An 18,668-nucleotide genomic window follows, 5' to 3' on the forward strand; every position below is an offset into this window, starting at 1 on the left:
TAACAATGTACATATGTCACCACTAACCGAAAATGCATTGATATACGATGATAATTGCCCCTTATGCAGTGCATACACAACTGCCTTTGTAAAAGGAGGTTTATTACAAAAGGAAGGCAGGATTTCCTTCTCTGAAGTAAATATGCAGCAGTTTTCCATTGACTGGAATAAAGCAAGACATGAAATACCATTGATTAATTTACAAACAGGAGAGGTAAGCTATGGTGTAGAAGCACTGGTAAACATATTGTCTAAAAAATGGAGATGGATAAAACCATTGTTGGAGGTGAAAATGGTTAATCTATTTTTTAAATGGCTGTATAAACTGATCTCGTACAACAGAAAAATAATTGCTGCTTCAAAACATGCAAATTCTACAAGTTTTGACTGTACACCCGATTACAGTTTTTTTTGGCGTTTGATACTGATTATAATTACATACAGTTTATCTGCCTATATATTTGATAAAGCTATTGTACAACTTTGTAACACCTACCATTTTAACATACCTGCATTAAATGTACTGTATTGGATATGGCTTCCTTTAACGGCAACCGCATTGACAAAGAAAAAGAAAGCAACAGATATAATTGCACATTTAGGTATTACCCTGCTGTTAGCAGGAACAATATGCTTATGCTTAGTAAAACTGCTCAATTATTTTTGGGCTCCTCCTTTTTTATTGTGCCTGTACTTATTGTTGATTACTGTAGTTATTATGCAGCAAGTTCAAAAAAGAATTGCTGCAATTAAATCTACAGTATATAGCTAGAACACAGTGTTTGCAATACATTCATCAATATATAAACAAATACATAAGTTGCGAAATTATTGAGTGCACATAGTTAATTTGTAATATCAGTTACTCTACTTGTATGCAGGTAATTCACATTGGCAAATAAAATGTGAATAAAATAGTTGTAATTTTTTTTTGTGTTAGAAAAAACTATTTATAATATTGTGATGGGAATTTTTTTCCCATTACTTACTAACCCATCTATATACAAAATCCCGCTTCGGCGGGATTTTAGTTTTAATGATGAAGCGCTATTTTATCATATACAAACCTTACCTAGTTCTATCTCAATTTAGTGCTCAAAACAATAAGCAAACACTGGCTGATTTTTTTAAGGTTCCGAAAGATATATATCCTGTTGGCAGGCTTGATGAAGACAGTGAAGGGTTGTTGATATTAACAAATGATGCACAATTAAATCATCGCTTACTTAACCCTTCCTTTGCACACAAGAGAGCTTATCTTGCACAAGTGGATGGTGCAATTACAACAGAGGCATTGCAACAATTGGAGAATGGTGTGGAGATTAATATTGATGGTAAAATGTATACCACAAAAAAATGCGTTGCTCAGCTGTTGAATGATGCACCATTGCTGCCAGATAGAAAACCGCCGATACGGTTTAGAAAGGAAATTCCTACCAGTTGGATACAACTAACCCTAACCGAAGGAAAGAACAGACAAGTAAGAAAAATGACTGCAAAAGTTGGCTTCCCCACATTACGATTGGTGCGCATTAATATTGAACATCTTTCCCTGCAAAACCTGCAACCCGGAGAAATAAAAGAATTATCCGAACAGGCCATTTATAAGAAACTCTTTAACCCATCATAAAACATTTTTTTTCGGGCATTTAGGACTGCCTATGCTAAATATGCAATCCAGTTTAGCTTTGATGAATCAACTAAATTAATGCAAGCGCTGCTTTATTAATGTGTTAACGGATGTAAGAATGCTCTCTTCAAAAAGATGGTGCTGCATTCGTGGCAAATGGTAATTTTTTGAAAGCGCAATATGAATAGCTTTTAATAGGTCATCATCCTGATTGCAGGTAGCAAACCATCCCTGTTCCTGTAAATTTCTGGCCAAATATTCCTGTTCGGTTTGTCCGGGTGTTGGTATTAATAAAGCCATTTTATGCAATGCCACCAACTCCATAACAGAAGTATATCCAGAACGGCAAACAACTAATTCACTTTGCAGAATAAGCTGTTCCAGCGCATCGGTTGCGAGGTGATTATATACTACGCAATTATCTGGAACTTCAATTGTATTTTGTATAGCTGGCAAACCACGCACAATACTACATGGCTCTTGTATAAAAGGCAAAACTCCCATCACTTTTTCCTCCAGTAATGTTCGTTGTGGTTCGGGACCTGAAAGCAAAAACAGGTATTTAAATTTGTGGCTAATCTCCGGCTGGTCTTTTTTGAAACGGGAGAGCATACCCATGTATTTTACAGGTATGGCAGGCCTAATGGCTGGATGGGATAATTGGCCTGCAATATTATTGTTAGCATCTTCAAAATCGGGCACCCAGCAAACGGTAAACCTGTTTATGCAGCGGTAATTAATTTTTTGAATAAATACCTGAATCCATTTTACGGGGGCTAAAATAGACAGCTGATGCGTAATAAAAACGCAGGGCACCAATTTGCTGTAAAGCCCAAAACGATTATCGGCAATAACTATATCTGGCTGGTAAGTGGTAATAAACCCTTGCAGCCAGCGCTGTTCCCTGTAAATATTAATCAATATTTTTGGTGCCTGCCATAAAATTTTTAAGGGAAGTAAGCGTTTATCTTTGGTATACTCGATGTTATAGCCCGGCAAATCAACACATTGTACATCTGGAAATTCTTGTTGCAGCAACGCTTTGGGTGCATTGCCAGCAGCAATAATTACCTCAAACCCACTATCCAATAGCAACCGAATGATGGGAATACAACGCGTAGCATGGCCTAAACCCCAATCGAGCGGAGCGATAAGTACTTTTTTACCTGTATTAAATTTTGTAATCAATGTGCGTTTAAAAAGTTTTGTTATATAAAATTCCTTTAATTTTAAAAACATTTTTTCTAATGCGAAAGATAAACCAAACCATTATTTTATTGTTATTAGTTTGTGCATTGTGTGCATCCTGTGGAGTAAACAGGCATGCCAGTGATGTAAACGTGGGCAAATGTAAATGCCCTAAATTATAAACAATGCCTTTTAATAAGTAAATGAGCGATTGAAAATAACATTTGTTATGAGCCATCAAAACAGGGATTTACTAGTACTAACCAAACGGGATTCAATGAATCCCGAAGAGCTTGAACATGAGGTTGAGCTACTGGTAGACATTTTATTTCATGTTGAAAACCTGGACGCTTTTTGCGTGGCCAATGAGATTATTGACCTTAACAAATACAAGATTATTCAAAAACCACTCTTTATCAAGCAATTTCTGCGTGAGAAAAATCCAAAGCCTTTTGTATTTATCAATAACAGAAATTAATACCTCATCCATCCGGCAAATGCCGGCTTTTTTTTAAAACCTACCCGTATTTTCTTATTTGCCTTGGCTGTTACTCTATTTTATTCAGCCCAATAGAAGTGATGGAGATGAACGTAATGCGACGCAAGGATGCTGCCATAAAAAACCCTTGCCGGTAACAAAACAGGCCCAACATAAATTAAAAAAGCTGCAACCTAGGCTGCAGCTTTTTTAATTTATCCGGTTATTTTAACCCATTTCAGGGTATAATTTAAACTGACTCATAAAATCATTTACCTGCTTTTTTACAGCGCTAATCACATTGGCATCATCGGCATTCATCAACACATTATCAATCACATTTACCACAAATTGCATATCGCTTTCAACCAATCCACGGGTTGTAATAGCAGGCACGCCAAAACGTATACCGCTGGTTACAAATGCACTTTTATCATCAAAAGGCACCATATTTTTATTGGCTGTAATATCGGCTGCTACCAACGCCTGTTCCGCTTTTTTACCGCTGATGTTTTTATTACGCAGGTCAATTAATACCAGGTGGTTATCGGTACCGCCGCTAATAATTTGATATTCTTTTTCTACCAGTGCTTTTGCAAATGCCTGTGCATTTAATTGCACCTGTTTGGCGTATGCTGTAAAATCATCGCTTAAAATTTCACCAAATGCCACTGCTTTGGCAGCAATTACGTGTTGCAGCGGACCACCCTGAATACCTGGGAAAACAGCCATATCCAGCACATTGCTCATCATGCGTATATTGCCTTTTACATCTTTCAACCCCCATGGATTTTCAAAATCTTTACGCATCATAATAATACCACCACGTGGGCCACGCAAGGTTTTGTGTGTAGTAGAGGTAACAATATGGCAATGATCAAACGGATCGCTAAGTAAACCTTTGGCAATTAAACCTGCAGGGTGTGCAATATCTGCCATAACCAAAGCACCCACTTCATCAGCTACTTTTCTTATTCGTGCATAATCCCAGTCGCGGCTATAAGCACTGGCACCACAATAAATAAGTTTTGGTTTAATGGTACGTGCCTGGCTTTCCAGCATCTCATAATCTACCAAACCTTCTTCGCGGGTAACACCATAGAAATATGGTTTGTAGGTTTTGCCGCTATAATTTACAGCCGAGCCATGGGTAAGATGGCCGCCCATGCTAAGGTCTAAACCCAGGGTAGCATCGCCGGGTTGTAATACGGCCAAAGCTACAGCTGCATTGGCTTGCGCCCCGCTATGCGGTTGCACATTGGCATATTCAATATTAAAAATCTGCTTCAGGCGGTCTATGGCCAATTGTTCGGTTTGATCCACAATTTCGCAACCGGCATAGTAGCGGCGGCCGGGGTAGCCTTCGGCATATTTATTCGTCATTACATTACCCATGGCCTGCATTACCTGCAAGCTGGTAAAGTTTTCACTGGCAATTAATTCAATACCGTGGCGCTGGCGTTCCAGCTCCTGGCGAATAAGGTCGAAGACCAACGTATCTCTCTGCATGAACTAAAAATTTTGCGCAAAGATAAGTGCTGTATATTAAATGCTGCTTTTTGCATACACAACATAAGCACATTTGGAAAGGGGGGAGTGAAAATTTGTGGGGACCGGCTATGGTAACAGCAGGCAACAGTACTTGTGTCACTCACTTGTACGGTTAGATACTTTGGGCTGCTTACCAATACCGGAAGAGACAACTGCTACAGTTTGCATTTTAGTATGGACGCCCAATATTTTTGCCTACATAATAACAGTATTTAAAAAAGTGAATGCCTTCAAATAAATAAACTGTTTTATGCCGAATAGCATTACAGGCGTAAAAGTGAGTGACACAACTGCTGCCGGGCATTGTACTATTGCCAGCATCATAAAATATCAGCAGTTATATTGCCCGTACAGCTTTATAAATAAACGGCCTTATACTAATGCAGAAGTGTTTATCAGGCATAAATACGCTCAATGGCATCTTTATATTTCTCCATAATTATTTTGCGCTTAAGGCTCATTTTGGGTGTCATTTCTCCACTTTCAATACTCCATTCGCGGGGTAGCAATTCGAATTTTTTTATTTGCTCTACATGATTTATTTGCTGGTTCATTTCTTCTACAATGTGTTTGTATTTCTCCAGCACTTTGGGATGATGTATCAATTCTTCATTGCTCAATTCATCCATATGGTGGTGGTGCATCCATGCTTTTAAATTGGAAAAAGAGGGCACAATAAGTGCACCAACAAATTTACGTTCGGGACCAACCACTATTACCTGCTCAATAAAAGAACTGGCTTTTAACCTGTTTTCTATTGGTTGCGGCGCCACATATTTGCCACCACTGGTTTTAAACAATTCTTTTTTACGATCGGTTATTTTAAGAAAGCGATCGTTTACCCAGGTACCAATATCGCCAGTATGCAACCATCCGTTGATGATGGTTTCTGCAGTAAGATCGGGGCGTTTGTAGTAGCCTTTCATCACACTGGTGCCGCGCACACATATTTCTCCATCGGCCTCCAGTTTTATTTCCACGCCTTCAATAGTGGGGCCAACAGTACCTAAAACATTGCCACCTGGTTCCATACGGTTTAAACATATTACAGGGCTGTTTTCGGTAGGGCCATAGCCTTCAAATACGGGAATACCTGCACCATTAAAAGTGCGTAATAGTTTTTCCTGACAGGCAGCACCTCCGGTAACTACAGCCTTTATATTACCTCCCAATGCTTCGCGCCATTTAGTAAAAATTATTTTATTGGCCAGAGCCAGTTGCATAGTGTAGAATGCACCTCCACTTTTTACCGTATCGTACCGCTGTGCCAAACCAACGGCCCAAAAGAAGAGTTTACGTTTTATGCCTTCCAGCTCCATGCCTTTGGCCATTATTTTCTCGTATACTTTTTCCAATAAGCGTGGCACGGTGGTAAATACATCCGGTTTAATTTCTTTCAAATTATCGCCAATGGTTTCTAAGCTTTCGGCAAAATAAATCTGCACACCCACGGTCATAAACAGGTATACCACATTCTTTTCAAAAATATGATTGAGTGGTAAAAAGCTTAGGCTCTTATAATCGGGCCTGTCGTTAAATGGAAAGCTTTTAATAGTACCCTGAATATTGGTACAAATATTTTTGTGTGTTAACATTACACCCTTTGGTGTGCCAGTAGTGCCCGATGTATAAATGATGGTAGCCAAATGAGTTTCACTGATATTGGCTTTAATTTCTGCCAACTCGGCTATTTTGGTGGGGCTGGCCATATCCAGCACATCTGTCCAATGGTCTACACCTTCCAGTTTATCAAAGGAATATATATTTTTAAGAGAAGTAACAAAGCCACTAATGCTTTTTACTTTGTCGTATAATTCGCGGTTGCTTACAAAAATATATTTTACCTGAGCATCGCTTAGAATAAACTGTAATTCATTTGGGTTAGTAGTAGGATAAATAGGCACCAAAACAGCCCCGGTTTGTTGTACGGCAAAATCTGTTAACAGCCATTCAGGTCTGTTATTACTGATGATGGCAATTTTATCGCAGCCTTCATCTGTGCCTTCATTAGCACCTACACCCAGTTGTAAAAGTCCGGCACTAAATTTATTGGCGGTTGCTTTTACTTCGGTAGTGCTGTATTTTCTCCATTGCCCGCCTTCTTTGGCAGCAAACATGGTTTTTTCTCCAAATGCTTGAACCTGATATTCTATACAGTCAAACAGTCGTGTAGGCTTATTCATAATATGCAATCGTTGGGGTGAACTATCAATAAACAAATATAACAGGAAAAGAAAGATGGTTATTCTGCCGTTTCATTTTTTACTTCTGGTGTAACAGTATTATTTGGCAAAGATTTATGCCCGGTATAGGCATCAATAAATTTAAACACCATACCCAGGCCCCAACCCAACATAATCCATAAAGGCCAGGGAGAGGATTGCGCTTCCTTATTATCACCTTCGGCAAACCACCAAATTATCCATAAAAGCAGATTTACAATGGCATACGCTATCAGGTATTTCTTAAAATCTGCCTTTTTTATGGCTGCAGATATTGCTTTTTCGGCGTTGGCAATTTCTTTGTTCATGCAATAACTTTTGGATTTGTAATTTACAAGCAAATGATGAAATAAGCCGCGTTTTTACCGTTTACACCAGGTTTCTATTAATTCAGTTCAGCCAGAATGTGCTAATGATAGACAAATATGCTAGGTATAATTAATAAAACAACCCTGTTTACCTGTATTGGCAGCAGTAGCTATGCTATAATAGGCAGCTTGCAACGGGTACACAATAAACATTAATCATTTTTAATGTTATTATATACTGCAATTATGTCATTTTACCATTCTTTGTATAATTATTGACTTTCTTTATACTTTATTTTTTACAGAAACCGGATATATGAAAATACTCTTACATTATTTGCAACCTTACAGATGGTTGGTAGTACTTGCTTTATTGCTGGCAGCTATTAACCAGTCATTTTCAATGCTTGACCCCTATTTTTTTGGGAAACTATTTGATGAATATATTACCCACCCACACGAGTACGGCCATTTTGATAACAATAAACAATTTATAAAAATTGCCGATCGCAGCGAGCATGAGTATATTACCGGCGTACTGTGGTATTTATTGATGCTGATAGGTGTAGCCATGGTATCCCGTATTGCCAAAGCATTTCAGGATTATTTCAGCAATGTAATTGTGCAAAAATTTGGTGCAAAAATTTTTACTGATGGCCTTAGGCATTCAATGAAATTGCCCTATCAGGATTTTGAAGACCAACGCAGTGGCGAAACACTTTCTATTTTAACCAAAGTGCGCAGTGATACAGAACGTTTTATTATTTCCTTTATCAATGTGCTGTTTGGCATTATTGTAGGTGTTGTGTTTATTACGGTATATTCATTTAACCTGCATTGGAGTATTATGCCCATTTATGTGGCAGGCATAGTTTTTTTAAGTGTATTAACCAGTTTACTTAGTAAGAAAATAAAAATAATTCAAAAGAATATTGTAAAAGAAACAACTGCATTGGCTGGTTCTACTACAGAATCTCTGCGTAATATAGAACTGGTAAAAAGCCTGGGGTTAACTACTCAGGAAATTGATCGCCTTAATAAAAACACTTACAAAATATTGGGCCTTGAATTGCGTAAGGTAAAAAGTCTTAGAACATTAAGTTTTATTCAGGGCACATTTGTAAATTTTTTACGGCAGGTAATTATGTTCACCTTATTGTGGCTGGTATTTAGTGGTGAGTTAACCGCAGGTGAAGTAATGACACTTACATTCTACTCCTTCTTTATTTTTGGTCCATTGCAGGAAATAGGCAATATCATACTCGCCTACCGCGAAGCAGAAGCTTCCTTAAATAATTTCCATAACCTAATGCAACGCACAGTAGAACCAAAACCTACTGCTCCACATAAAGTAGGCAATATAGAAACACTCGATTTTTCCAATGTATCATTTAAACACCAAACTGCGCATTTTAAAGCATTAGACAATATTAATTTTTCTATACAACGCGGCGAAACCATTGCTTTTGTTGGCCCTTCTGGTTCGGGTAAAAGCACATTGGTTAAGTTGTTGGTAGGTTTGTACCGCCAGCAAACCGGCACCATTAAATACAATAATATCGATTGCGAGGAAATAGATTTTGACGAGTTGCGCAGCCAGATTGGCTTTGTAACACAAGACACACAGTTATTCGCCGGCACCATTAAAGAAAACCTCACATTTGTAAGCCCCAATGCCTCAGAAGAAGACCTTACCGATGCATTGCATAAAGCCAGTTGCGAAGGGCTGTTATCCCGTGCCGAAAAAGGCATAGAAACAGTTATTGGCGAAGGCGGACTAAAACTAAGTGGTGGCGAAAAACAACGCATCAGCATTGCCCGCAGTTTATTAAGACATCCCAGATTGCTTATTTTCGATGAAGCCACCTCTGCACTCGATTCTATTACTGAAGAAGAAATTACCAGCACCATCAAAAATATATCAGCTCAAAGGGAACAAATTACCGTTTTAATTGCACACAGGCTTAGTACCATTATGCATGCCGATACCATTTATGTTTTAGAAAAAGGCCAGGTAATAGAAACCGGTTCGCATCAGGAATTACTGGCCGAAAAAGGTTTGTATTATGCCATGTGGCGCCAGCAAATAGGCGAACGTAAATTTGCCACTGCTGTTGTATAAGCTTTAATGGTTAACGTTAATACATAGTGCTTACTGCTACATAAATAACAGTAAATTAATGGCGTTCCCTTCGGGCCGGGCTTTACGCTGCAAGTCCTCGCTGCGCTGCGGGTTTTCCGCTGCAATCCCTAACGCGGTAAGCGGCAGTTGGCATTGTGCTACATGGTAAAAATATATCCACACATTGTTAATAATAAACATGCTGCCCCGCCCATTTAAAAATTAAATTGTGAGTAGTTAAACGTGCGTAAAAAATAACCATATTATTCACCTAAAAAGAAAAGCATTGACTGAAACAATTATTAACCTCGACTCTGTTAACCCAATAGAATTTTTTGGGGTAAATAACAGAAAACTCGACTTGCTGAAGAAGCGATTTCCTTTGCTTAAAATTTTATCCCGCGGCACACAAATAAAAATAAGTGGTGCCCCGGAACATATTGAAAACGCCCGTGAAAAAATTGAACTCATCATTCAATACATGGAGCGTAACGGAGACTTAAGTGCTAATTATTTTGAACAGATTTTAGGTGGTGACGATGCAGAAACAATCGACAATTTTGTAGAGCGCAATCCCAATGATGTATTGGTTTTTGGCCCTAATGGCAAAACCGTAAGGGCAAGAACGGCCAACCAAAAAAGAATGGTAGGCGCCAGCGATAAAAACGATATCGTTTTTGCTATTGGCCCCGCCGGTACTGGTAAAACCTATACCGCTGTAGCATTGGCAGTTCGTGCTTTAAAAAACAAGCTGGTTAAAAAAATAATTTTAACCCGGCCGGCAGTAGAAGCTGGCGAAAACCTTGGTTTTTTACCGGGCGACTTAAAAGAAAAAATAGACCCCTACCTGCGGCCATTATACGATGCTTTGGATGATATGATACCTGCAGATAAACTGGGCTATTATATGAGTACCCGCACTATTGAAATTGCGCCATTGGCCTATATGCGTGGCCGCACACTGGATAATGCGTTTATTATTTTAGACGAGGCACAAAACACCAACGACCTGCAGTTAAAAATGTTTTTAACACGTATTGGTGCCAATGCAAAAGCTATTATCACCGGCGACCCTACGCAGATAGATTTACCCAAAAACCAGCGTAGTGGTTTGGATAAAGCCATTCGTATTTTACAAAATATTGATGGCATTGCGCATATAGAATTAGACGAGGAAGATGTGGTGCGTCATAAACTGGTAAAAGCCATTATTAAAGCTTACGAAAGGGAAAAAGAAAAAGAAAGCCCCCAATCGTATCACCAGCATTAGTATTTAATTTTAAAAAATAAGGCAGCTTAACAGTTGCCTTATTTTTTTCTGGTATTTAACTGCTGATAAAACATTCTACCGTACAAGTGTGCGACGCAAGTAAAGCCAAATAGCAATTGGTATTTTGCCTGGCTACAAATAAAAAAGCCCGTAATTATAACGGGCTTTTTTTATGCATAGTTTTTTATTTAAAGTTCCAGTAAGCTTTTTACGGGGTCTTTGCCAATAAGCAATAACTCCGGACTTTCAAGCAATTCTTTTACGCGTACCAGAAAACTAACACTTTCGCGGCCATCAATTACGCGGTGGTCGTAACTAAGTGCCAGATACATCATGGGGCGTATTACAACTGCACCGTTTATGGCCATTGGCCTGTCCTGAATTTTATGCATACCCAAAATAGCACTCTGCGGCGCATTTATGATGGGAGTACTCATTAAACTGCCAAATACACCACCATTGGTAATGGTGAAGGTGCCACCCTGCAATTCGTCCATGGTTAGTTTATTATCCCTTGCTTTGCCGGCCAGTTCTATTACTTTCTTTTCTACATCGGCCATGCTAAGGCTTTCTACATTGCGTATTACTGGTACAGTTAAACCACGCGGGGTACTTACAGCAATACTAATATCGGCATAATCGTGAAAAGCCAGTTCATCGCCATCAATATAGGCATTTACAGCAGGCCACTCGCTAAGTGCAATGGCACAAGCTTTGGCAAAAAAGCTCATAAAGCCCAGGTTTACACCATGAGATTCTTTGAATTTATCTTTATACTGCTTTCTTATTTCCATAATGCGTGTCATATCCACTTCGTTAAAAGTGGTAAGCATAGCAGTGGTGTTTTTAGCTTCTACCAAACGGCGGCTAATGGTTTTACGCAGGTTGCTCATTTTTTCTTTACGCACATTACGCGTAAATAGCTCCTGCCCGGCAAATGCTTTTTTACCCGGGTGAGCAAGTGCTTCAATTACATCGTTCTTCATTATTTTACCACCAAAGCCGGATGGTGTTATACTGCTGGGATCTACTTTTTTATCTGCAATAATAGCTGATGCAACAGGTGTGGCTTTAATATCGTTTGGCACGGCAGTTACTGGTGCTTCCACAGGGGCTGGTTGTGCTGCAGGTGCAGCAGCCGCAGGTTTTTCAGCAACAGGTGCTGCGGCTGGCTTAACGGCTGTTTCATCAATATGTGCCAAAACAGCACCAATTAATAATGCATCGCCTTCTGTAGCAATACGCTTAAGTGTGCCGGCCTGTTCAGCATTTACTTCAAAAGTGGCTTTTTCACTTTCCAATTCTGCAATCACTTCATCACGGTCTACATATTCACCTTCTTTTTTTGTCCACTTAAGTAAAGTAACCTCAGTTATAGATTCTCCAATGGCCGGAACTTTTATTTCGATCATAACGTTTTTTTATAATGTGCAAACCTAGTTCAATTTGTGTAATAGTAAAAGTACTCAATAAAAAACTGCCGCTAATGCAAGGCCCGTTTGGGTAATATAGCCTGTATTAACAAGCTGAGAGTAACCACCGCCACAGCACCAGCAACATTTAGCCATAAAAAGCCAAGGCCAATAGTGCCATTATTATCCAGCACAAACAATAATATTACTAAAGCTTCGCCGAGTAAGGCACCCCAGAAAACCGCATTGCCGCCAATAGTTTTTATATAAAACCCAACTAAGAATATGCCCAGAATTACCCCATAAAATAATGAGCCAAATACATTTACGGCTTGTATTAAACTACCCAGGTTAGTGCTAAATTCTGCCACTATAATACAAAAAATACCCCAGCCCAATGTGGCCCATTTAGATTGATTGTATTTTTTAAGATCGGCAATATCCTGTGGCTCGGGGTGGGCATGGTGCTTTTTAAACCGCAGGTAAAAATCAATCATGGTGCAGGATGCCAGTGAATTAAGTGCTGCTGCTATAGAACCCCAGGAGGCCAGAAAAATAATGGCAATTAATAATCCTACCAGCCCAACCGGCAAATTATCTACCACAAACCTTATGAATATATAGTTGGTATCATTGGTATCAGTGCCCTTATCTGCTTTTTGTAAATAGGTTTTGTATTGATTACGCAATGCATTGATGCTGGTATTATTGCGCTGTAACCTATCCTTAAACAATGCCATAGCAGCTGTATTATTTACATGCACAGCATCTACATAGTGTTGTACCGTGTTGGACTGGGTGGCTGAAAGTTTGTTATATTGTTCCTGTACCTGTTTGAGGCTATCGCCGTAGGTGGAGGTAAATACTTTTTCATCTACTGCTTTGTTAAAAAACACAGGACCTGTATTAAACTGGTAATAGGTAAATAACAATGCACCCAACAATAATATCAAAAACTGCATAGGTACTTTTACAAGCCCATTCATTAACAGGCCAATGCGGCTTTCGGTATTGTCTTTAGCAGTAAGGTAACGGCCCACCTGAGATTGATCGGTACCAAAATATGAGAGGGATAAAAAGAAACCACCAACAAGCCCGCTGATCAGATTATAGCGGTCTTTCCATTCAAAGCCATTTTCGTTAATGCCTGTAGTAATTACATTTAACTTACCCGATGCGCCACTTACTTTTAGTGCATCAGTAAAACTTACATTGGCCGGCAAATTGTGTACAATAAAATACCCGGCAATAAACATGGCCGAAAATATAATAAACAATTGCAGTTGCTGTGTATATGCAACGGCTTTGGCGCCCCCGCTTACGGTATAAATAATTAGTATACCACCCATTACTATATTGGTCCAAAAAATATCCCAGCCAAGTAAGGAGGATAAAATAATAGAAGGGGCATAAATGCTAATACCAGTAGAAAAACCCCTGGATAACAGAAACAAGAAGGAGGTAAAAGTTCTGGTTTTTACATCAAAGCGCTGTTCTAAAAATTCGTAGGCGGTAAATACTTTTAATTTTTTAAACAGCGGCACAAAACTGATGCTGATAACAATCATTGCCAGCGGAAGGCCAAAATAATATTGAACAAATCGCATCCCATCAGTAAATGCTTGTCCGGGTGCCGATAAAAAAGTAATGGCACTGGCCTGTGTTCCCATAATGCTTAACAATACCAGGTGCCATGGCATGCTGCGGTTACTTAAAAAATAACCTTCCAAGTTTTTTGACGTACGGCTTTTGTATAAGCCATAAGCTACAATGCCTGCCAGTGTTAGCACAAGTACTATCCAATCAATACTGCTCATGCAAAATATTTTGTAAACCAGTAAAAGAAAATAATTAATGCCAGCAATACTAAAAATACCAACAGGTACCAGTAGCTCCATTTTTTAAATAGTGGTATATGTTCGTTTTCTTTCATCATCGTTAGACAATTTTTTTTTAACCTGGCAATTGCACTGCTATATGGCTTTACTTGCGTCGCACTCTTGTGCGGCTGGAATATACCCCGGCCAATGAATACAGTTTATAAAGTAATAAAATCGGTTATCCATTTTGCAATTATAAAAAGCTGACCATAGTACCGTACCCTGAAGTGTGCGACGCAACGGATGCTTAATATTGGTTACTTGGCCGGGCCAAAAAAATAGCAACTATTTATTTATTACCACTACTTTTTACCACCCGATAAACTCCCTGCCATTAGCCCAATAATTAAGCCAATAATTAAACCCAAACGCACATTTCTTAACAACAGTCCAATTGCCAAACCCAGTATTACCAAAAACCAAATGCTAACCTTTCTGCGCTTTTTTTTATACTCACTCATTGGGTTATTTGGTTTTGGGCAAGGCAATTAAGTTGGCCATTAATTTATAGGCACCCGGCACACCGGCTGGCAACTCTCTAAAAAACACCAACCCGGTATATACAAAATTTCCTTTGCCATATTTGCCAATTATAAGGCTGCCGTTGGAAGCGGGTTCGTTGGCATCGTTCATTACAAAAGGTGTTTCGTAACGACTGTCTATTTTTTCTGCATGGTAAATACTGCGTTCCTGCATCCAGCCAGTAAAATCTTTATCACCAATAGTATTGGGATAATGCAATACACTGTGTTTGGGAATTTGTATTTGCACTGTTGCATTTTCATCAGTAACCCTTGTACGGCTTATAGTAAAAGGGTAAGGACCAATTTTATCTGATACATTACTGATGAAATTATTGGTATTATACTGCACTATATAATTACCACCGGCTTTTATATACGCCATAAGAATATCGTATTTGCCAGTAAGCCAATCCTGTGTATTATAGGCCCGTATGCCGGCAATTACGGCATCAAATTGTTTTAGGTTATCTGGTGTAATTGCGGCTTCGTTTAGCAAGGTTACAATATACCCCATTTGGGTAAGGGCCTGCGGCACTTTATCTCCGGCACCGGTAATATAGCCAATTTTTTTACCTGTGGTTTTAATGGTATCGTTTATCACTTTTACATTATCGCGGTATGTGTAGTTAATATGGGGAATATGATCGTATTGAATAGTACGCAGAAAACTGCTATACACTGTACTTACACCTTTAATGGTGGTAGTTACATCCACCGTTAATTGCTGAGAAAGACTATGCTTAAATATTTTTTTAACAGCAATGGAATTGGTAAAAGTTTTACCAGTTTCAAAATTTACCGTGGTATCTTTTGTATATACTATTGTTGTACCCTGATTTATATGAATAGACAGTTTTACATCAGCGGCATTGATATTGGCTTTGTATTTTACCTGCATCATAGGGTTGGCAGTAGCTGCGGTACCGGGTAATATATTGGTAAGCATTACTGCCGGCATTGCAGATACAATAACAGGGGCAATATTAACTACAGGCTCGTATAATTCTCCCTTAACCGGATCGGTGTATTTATATTTTACCGGCACTTTTAGTGGTAGCAGCGTACCATTCAGCGAAAAGGTAAATATTGCATTGTAAGCCGCATCACTTTCAGTTTTACCAATCAGTTCCTGGTTTTCTACATCGTAACTGCCCTTTTCAATCGGTTTTGCCAGCCAGTAAGGCTGTGTAGCCTGGTTGGTGGTAGCAATAGTTTTATTAAAGCTATTGTTCTTATTTGTTTCCAAAGCCAATTGAATACTGGAATCAAAATCATTTAATTTAATTGCAGTTAGGGTAACCGGAACATTGTTTCGCTTATTTATAAAAAGCTGCACTTTAATGCTATCGCCCATTACTGCATATTCTGCATTGGCAGTAGCTTCGGCAAAAATGCCGCTACAGGCAATAATGAGTTTTTTTACTTCCTCGGCTTTTTGTTGTTGCCAATATCCTGCAGTACCATTTACCAAGGTTTTATACAAAGCAGTTAAAGGAGCAACGGAGTTTTCAGGATGTTCAAAACTATAACCGGCAATAATTTGATTGATTTGAGTTTGTATATCATCGCCACCGGCAACCCTTTGCCAGGTAGTGGTAATATCATTCATTAAATTGTTTTGAATGGGGGCGCCGGCCAATGGCTTGAAAAATTCCATTGCCTGCCCACGCTGGCGGGGAACACCAAAACCCTGACTTTTATGCTGGCTGCGGCTTTCGCTGGCAATTTCGCCATAGCTTTTGCCCAGCAGGTTATTATAAACACCTACATCCATTTTAAACTGCGTGCTGTCCGTTGTATTGGTAGTGCCAAAATTAAATGTGTTCCAAAGAATTCTTTTGGCTTGCCAGGGCTGCACGTATTGCAGTTGTTCGGGAAATTTATTGGGGTCGGCGGCGGCGGCAAAAGCTTCTACTGCCAATAAATTAGATGCCTGATGATGCCCATGCCCTGCCCTTTCATCGCCTGGAAACCGGGTAATAATCACATCTGGCTGAAACTTGCGAATTACCCAAACCACATCACTTAATATTTTATCGTGGCCCCAGGTATCCATGGCTTCTTTTGCTGTTTTGCAAAAGCCAAAATCAAAGGCCCTGCTAAAAAACTGCTCTGCACCATCTATACGGCGGGCAGCAAGTAATTCCTGTGTACGAATTAATCCCAGCTCAATGCCCTGCTCATCGCCAATCAGGTTTTGTCCACCATCGCCCCGGGTAAGGCTTAAATAACCGGTGCGGTATTGTTTTTCTTTCGCCAGATAGGCCAAAAGACGCGTATTCTCGTCATCAGGATGTGCAGCAATGTATAATACACTACCCAATACATTTAGCTTTTGTAATTGCAGGTAAATGTCTGCGCTACTATAAGTGGCCGGTGTTTGGGCGTAGGTTTTACTACCAATAGCGGCAATTATTAAGGCGAATAAAAAACAGCGTAACAGGGTAAGTATATTTTTTCTCATATCAGCATATTGCGTTGGGCGAAGATAACGCCAAGATATAGTTGAAAAACACCATTTATAAAAAAGCATCCATTAACCTTTGCTGGCTTATTGTTTTAACTATTCTATAATAAAATTACCTGACCTATAAACTACCGATTTAAATAATAAACAATAGGCAATATCAGGATGTTTAAATACTAAATAATCAACCTGACCATGGTAGCAGCCTGAGAAAATTACACATGCATTACTATTGTACAAATTCACATTGGTTAAAAAAGGATATTAAACTGTAATTTTGCCACTTCAAATAAAATTTATGCTTGATACCATAGAAAGTGCAATTGAGGAGATAAGAAAAGGGAAACTGGTAATTGTGGTAGACGATGAAGACAGGGAAAATGAAGGCGACTTTATTACTGCCGCTGCCAATGCCACACCTGAAGTAATTAATTTTATGAGTAAATACGGGCGTGGTTTAATTTGTGCGCCCATTACTGAAGAAAGGGCCCAGGAACTACAACTTGGTTTAATGGTTCGAGATAATACCGCATTACACGAAACCCCATTTACTGTAAGCATAGACTTGTTAGGTCATGGTTGTACTACTGGTATCAGTGCCCAGGACAGGTCTAAAACCATTCAGGCATTGATAGATCCGGCTATAACACCTGCTGATTTGGGCAGACCCGGCCATATATTTCCCTTACGTGCCGTAAAAGGCGGCGTACTTAGAAGATCCGGGCATACAGAAGCTACTATTGACCTTGCCCGCTTAGCCGGCTTTGAGCCAGCAGGTGTGCTTGTTGAAATAATGAACGAAGATGGCACCATGGCCCGACTGCCCGAATTGATGGAAATTGCAAAAAAGTTCGACTTTAAGGTAATTAGCATTAAAGACCTTATTGAATACAGGCTTAAGACAGAATCATTAATTGATGAACAGGTACGTGTTGATATGCCTACCAAGTATGGCCATTTTAAATTAGTTGCGTTTAAAGAAAAAACCACTGGTGCAGAGCACCTGGCCCTGATAAAAGGCGAATGGGAACCCAATGAGCCAGTATTGGTACGCGTTCACAGCAGTTGTTTTACCGGTGATATATTGGGTAGCTTAAGGTGCGATTGCGGTGATCAGTTACACAAAGCCATGCAAATGGTAAACGCCGAAGGCAAGGGCATTATTCTATACATGAACCAGGAAGGCCGCGGAATTGGCCTGTTTAATAAACTAAGGGCCTACAAATTGCAGGAAGAAGGCATGGATACCGTAGAAGCTAATTTACATCTTGGCTTTGGAATGGATGAAAGAGATTATGGAGTGGGTGCACAAATCTTAAGGCATTTGGGCGCTACCAAATTATTATTAATGAGCAATAATCCCAAGAAAAGGGCCGGACTTGGTGGCCACGGAATAGAAATTGTGGATGTGGTACCCATAGAAATAAAATCCAACCAACACAACGAAAAATACCTGCAAACCAAACGTGATAAAATGGGTCATAAAATAATGGGCAATAAATAAAGGCAAATTTGTTAGCCGGGCAATAACTTACTATTTAGCTTTACTTGCGTCGCACACTGCATCGTTCTGTTCAATTTTCAACTGAATGATGCAGTGTTTTTTATTTACCATA

General features: G+C 39.3%; 15 protein-coding genes. 6 read left to right on the plus strand and 9 right to left on the minus strand.

Annotated features, from left to right (window positions below):
- The first annotated feature begins 13 nt into the window (after nt 1-13).
- Nucleotides 14-772: a DCC1-like thiol-disulfide oxidoreductase family protein gene (locus tag GD597_RS01655; protein WP_171606047.1), complete on the plus strand. Its 759-nt coding sequence runs from the start codon at nt 14-16 to the stop codon at nt 770-772.
- Nucleotides 773-1,036: 264 nt separating this feature from the next.
- Nucleotides 1,037-1,630 (plus strand): pseudouridine synthase, encoded by a 594-nt coding sequence (locus GD597_RS01660; RefSeq protein ID WP_235954149.1) that lies wholly within the window; start codon nt 1,037-1,039, stop codon nt 1,628-1,630.
- Nucleotides 1,631-1,705: 75 nt separating this feature from the next.
- Here the strand turns inward: GD597_RS01660 and GD597_RS01665 are convergent, their stop codons facing one another.
- Nucleotides 1,706-2,818, minus strand: a complete 1,113-nt coding sequence (locus GD597_RS01665; protein WP_171606048.1) for a glycosyltransferase — start codon at nt 2,816-2,818, stop codon at nt 1,706-1,708.
- A gap of 229 nt (nt 2,819-3,047) precedes the next feature.
- Here GD597_RS01665 and GD597_RS01670 point away from each other — a divergent pair, with 229 nt between their 5' ends.
- On the plus strand, nt 3,048-3,296 hold the full coding sequence (locus GD597_RS01670) for a hypothetical protein (RefSeq protein ID WP_171606049.1): 249 nt from the start codon (nt 3,048-3,050) through the stop codon (nt 3,294-3,296).
- 228 nt (nt 3,297-3,524) lie between these two features.
- Here GD597_RS01670 and glyA read toward each other — a convergent pair whose 3' ends face one another.
- The 3 genes from glyA to GD597_RS01685 form a co-directional block, all read right to left on the minus strand.
- Entirely contained in the window at nt 3,525-4,805 is a 1,281-nt protein-coding gene (gene glyA / locus GD597_RS01675) for a serine hydroxymethyltransferase (protein ID WP_171606050.1), read from the minus strand.
- 437 nt (nt 4,806-5,242) lie between these two features.
- Nucleotides 5,243-7,030, minus strand: a complete 1,788-nt coding sequence (locus tag GD597_RS01680; RefSeq protein ID WP_171606051.1) for an AMP-dependent synthetase/ligase — start codon at nt 7,028-7,030, stop codon at nt 5,243-5,245.
- Nucleotides 7,031-7,089: 59 nt separating this feature from the next.
- Nucleotides 7,090-7,377, minus strand: coding sequence for a 2TM domain-containing protein (locus GD597_RS01685; RefSeq protein ID WP_171606052.1), 288 nt, complete (start codon nt 7,375-7,377; stop codon nt 7,090-7,092).
- 316 nt (nt 7,378-7,693) lie between these two features.
- Here GD597_RS01685 and GD597_RS01690 point away from each other — a divergent pair, with 316 nt between their 5' ends.
- The gene (locus GD597_RS01690) at nt 7,694-9,499 is read left to right on the plus strand and encodes an ABC transporter ATP-binding protein (RefSeq protein ID WP_171606053.1); all 1,806 of its coding nucleotides are present in this window, start codon (nt 7,694-7,696) and stop codon (nt 9,497-9,499) included.
- Between the two features lie 286 nt (nt 9,500-9,785).
- Nucleotides 9,786-10,769 (plus strand): PhoH family protein, encoded by a 984-nt coding sequence (locus GD597_RS01695; protein ID WP_171606054.1) that lies wholly within the window; start codon nt 9,786-9,788, stop codon nt 10,767-10,769.
- A gap of 188 nt (nt 10,770-10,957) precedes the next feature.
- Here the strand turns inward: GD597_RS01695 and odhB are convergent, their stop codons facing one another.
- From odhB to GD597_RS01715, 5 genes are all read right to left on the minus strand, one after another.
- Nucleotides 10,958-12,181, minus strand: a complete 1,224-nt coding sequence (gene odhB / locus GD597_RS01700) for a 2-oxoglutarate dehydrogenase complex dihydrolipoyllysine-residue succinyltransferase (protein WP_171606055.1) — start codon at nt 12,179-12,181, stop codon at nt 10,958-10,960.
- Between the two features lie 71 nt (nt 12,182-12,252).
- A complete protein-coding gene (locus tag GD597_RS01705) occupies nt 12,253-13,998 on the minus strand; it encodes a sodium:solute symporter (protein WP_171606056.1) in 1,746 nt (581 codons plus the stop codon).
- Nucleotides 13,995-14,117, minus strand: coding sequence for a hypothetical protein (locus tag GD597_RS22055; RefSeq protein ID WP_262888828.1), 123 nt, complete (start codon nt 14,115-14,117; stop codon nt 13,995-13,997). The genes GD597_RS01705 and GD597_RS22055 overlap by 4 nt, the downstream gene beginning before the upstream one ends.
- Nucleotides 14,118-14,363: 246 nt before the next feature.
- Nucleotides 14,364-14,522: a hypothetical protein gene (locus tag GD597_RS01710; protein ID WP_171606057.1), complete on the minus strand. Its 159-nt coding sequence runs from the start codon at nt 14,520-14,522 to the stop codon at nt 14,364-14,366.
- A gap of 4 nt (nt 14,523-14,526) precedes the next feature.
- Complete coding sequence (locus GD597_RS01715) at nt 14,527-17,049, minus strand: PIG-L family deacetylase (RefSeq protein ID WP_171606058.1); 2,523 nt, start codon at nt 17,047-17,049, stop codon at nt 14,527-14,529.
- Between the two features lie 301 nt (nt 17,050-17,350).
- Between GD597_RS01715 and GD597_RS01720 the strand changes: the two genes are divergently transcribed.
- The gene (locus tag GD597_RS01720; RefSeq protein WP_171606059.1) at nt 17,351-18,556 is read left to right on the plus strand and encodes a bifunctional 3,4-dihydroxy-2-butanone-4-phosphate synthase/GTP cyclohydrolase II; all 1,206 of its coding nucleotides are present in this window, start codon (nt 17,351-17,353) and stop codon (nt 18,554-18,556) included.
- Nucleotides 18,557-18,668: the final 112 nt, after the last annotated feature.

The organism is Limnovirga soli (genome assembly GCF_013106755.1).
GTDB classification, from domain to species: Bacteria; Bacteroidota; Bacteroidia; order Chitinophagales; family Chitinophagaceae; genus Limnovirga; species Limnovirga soli.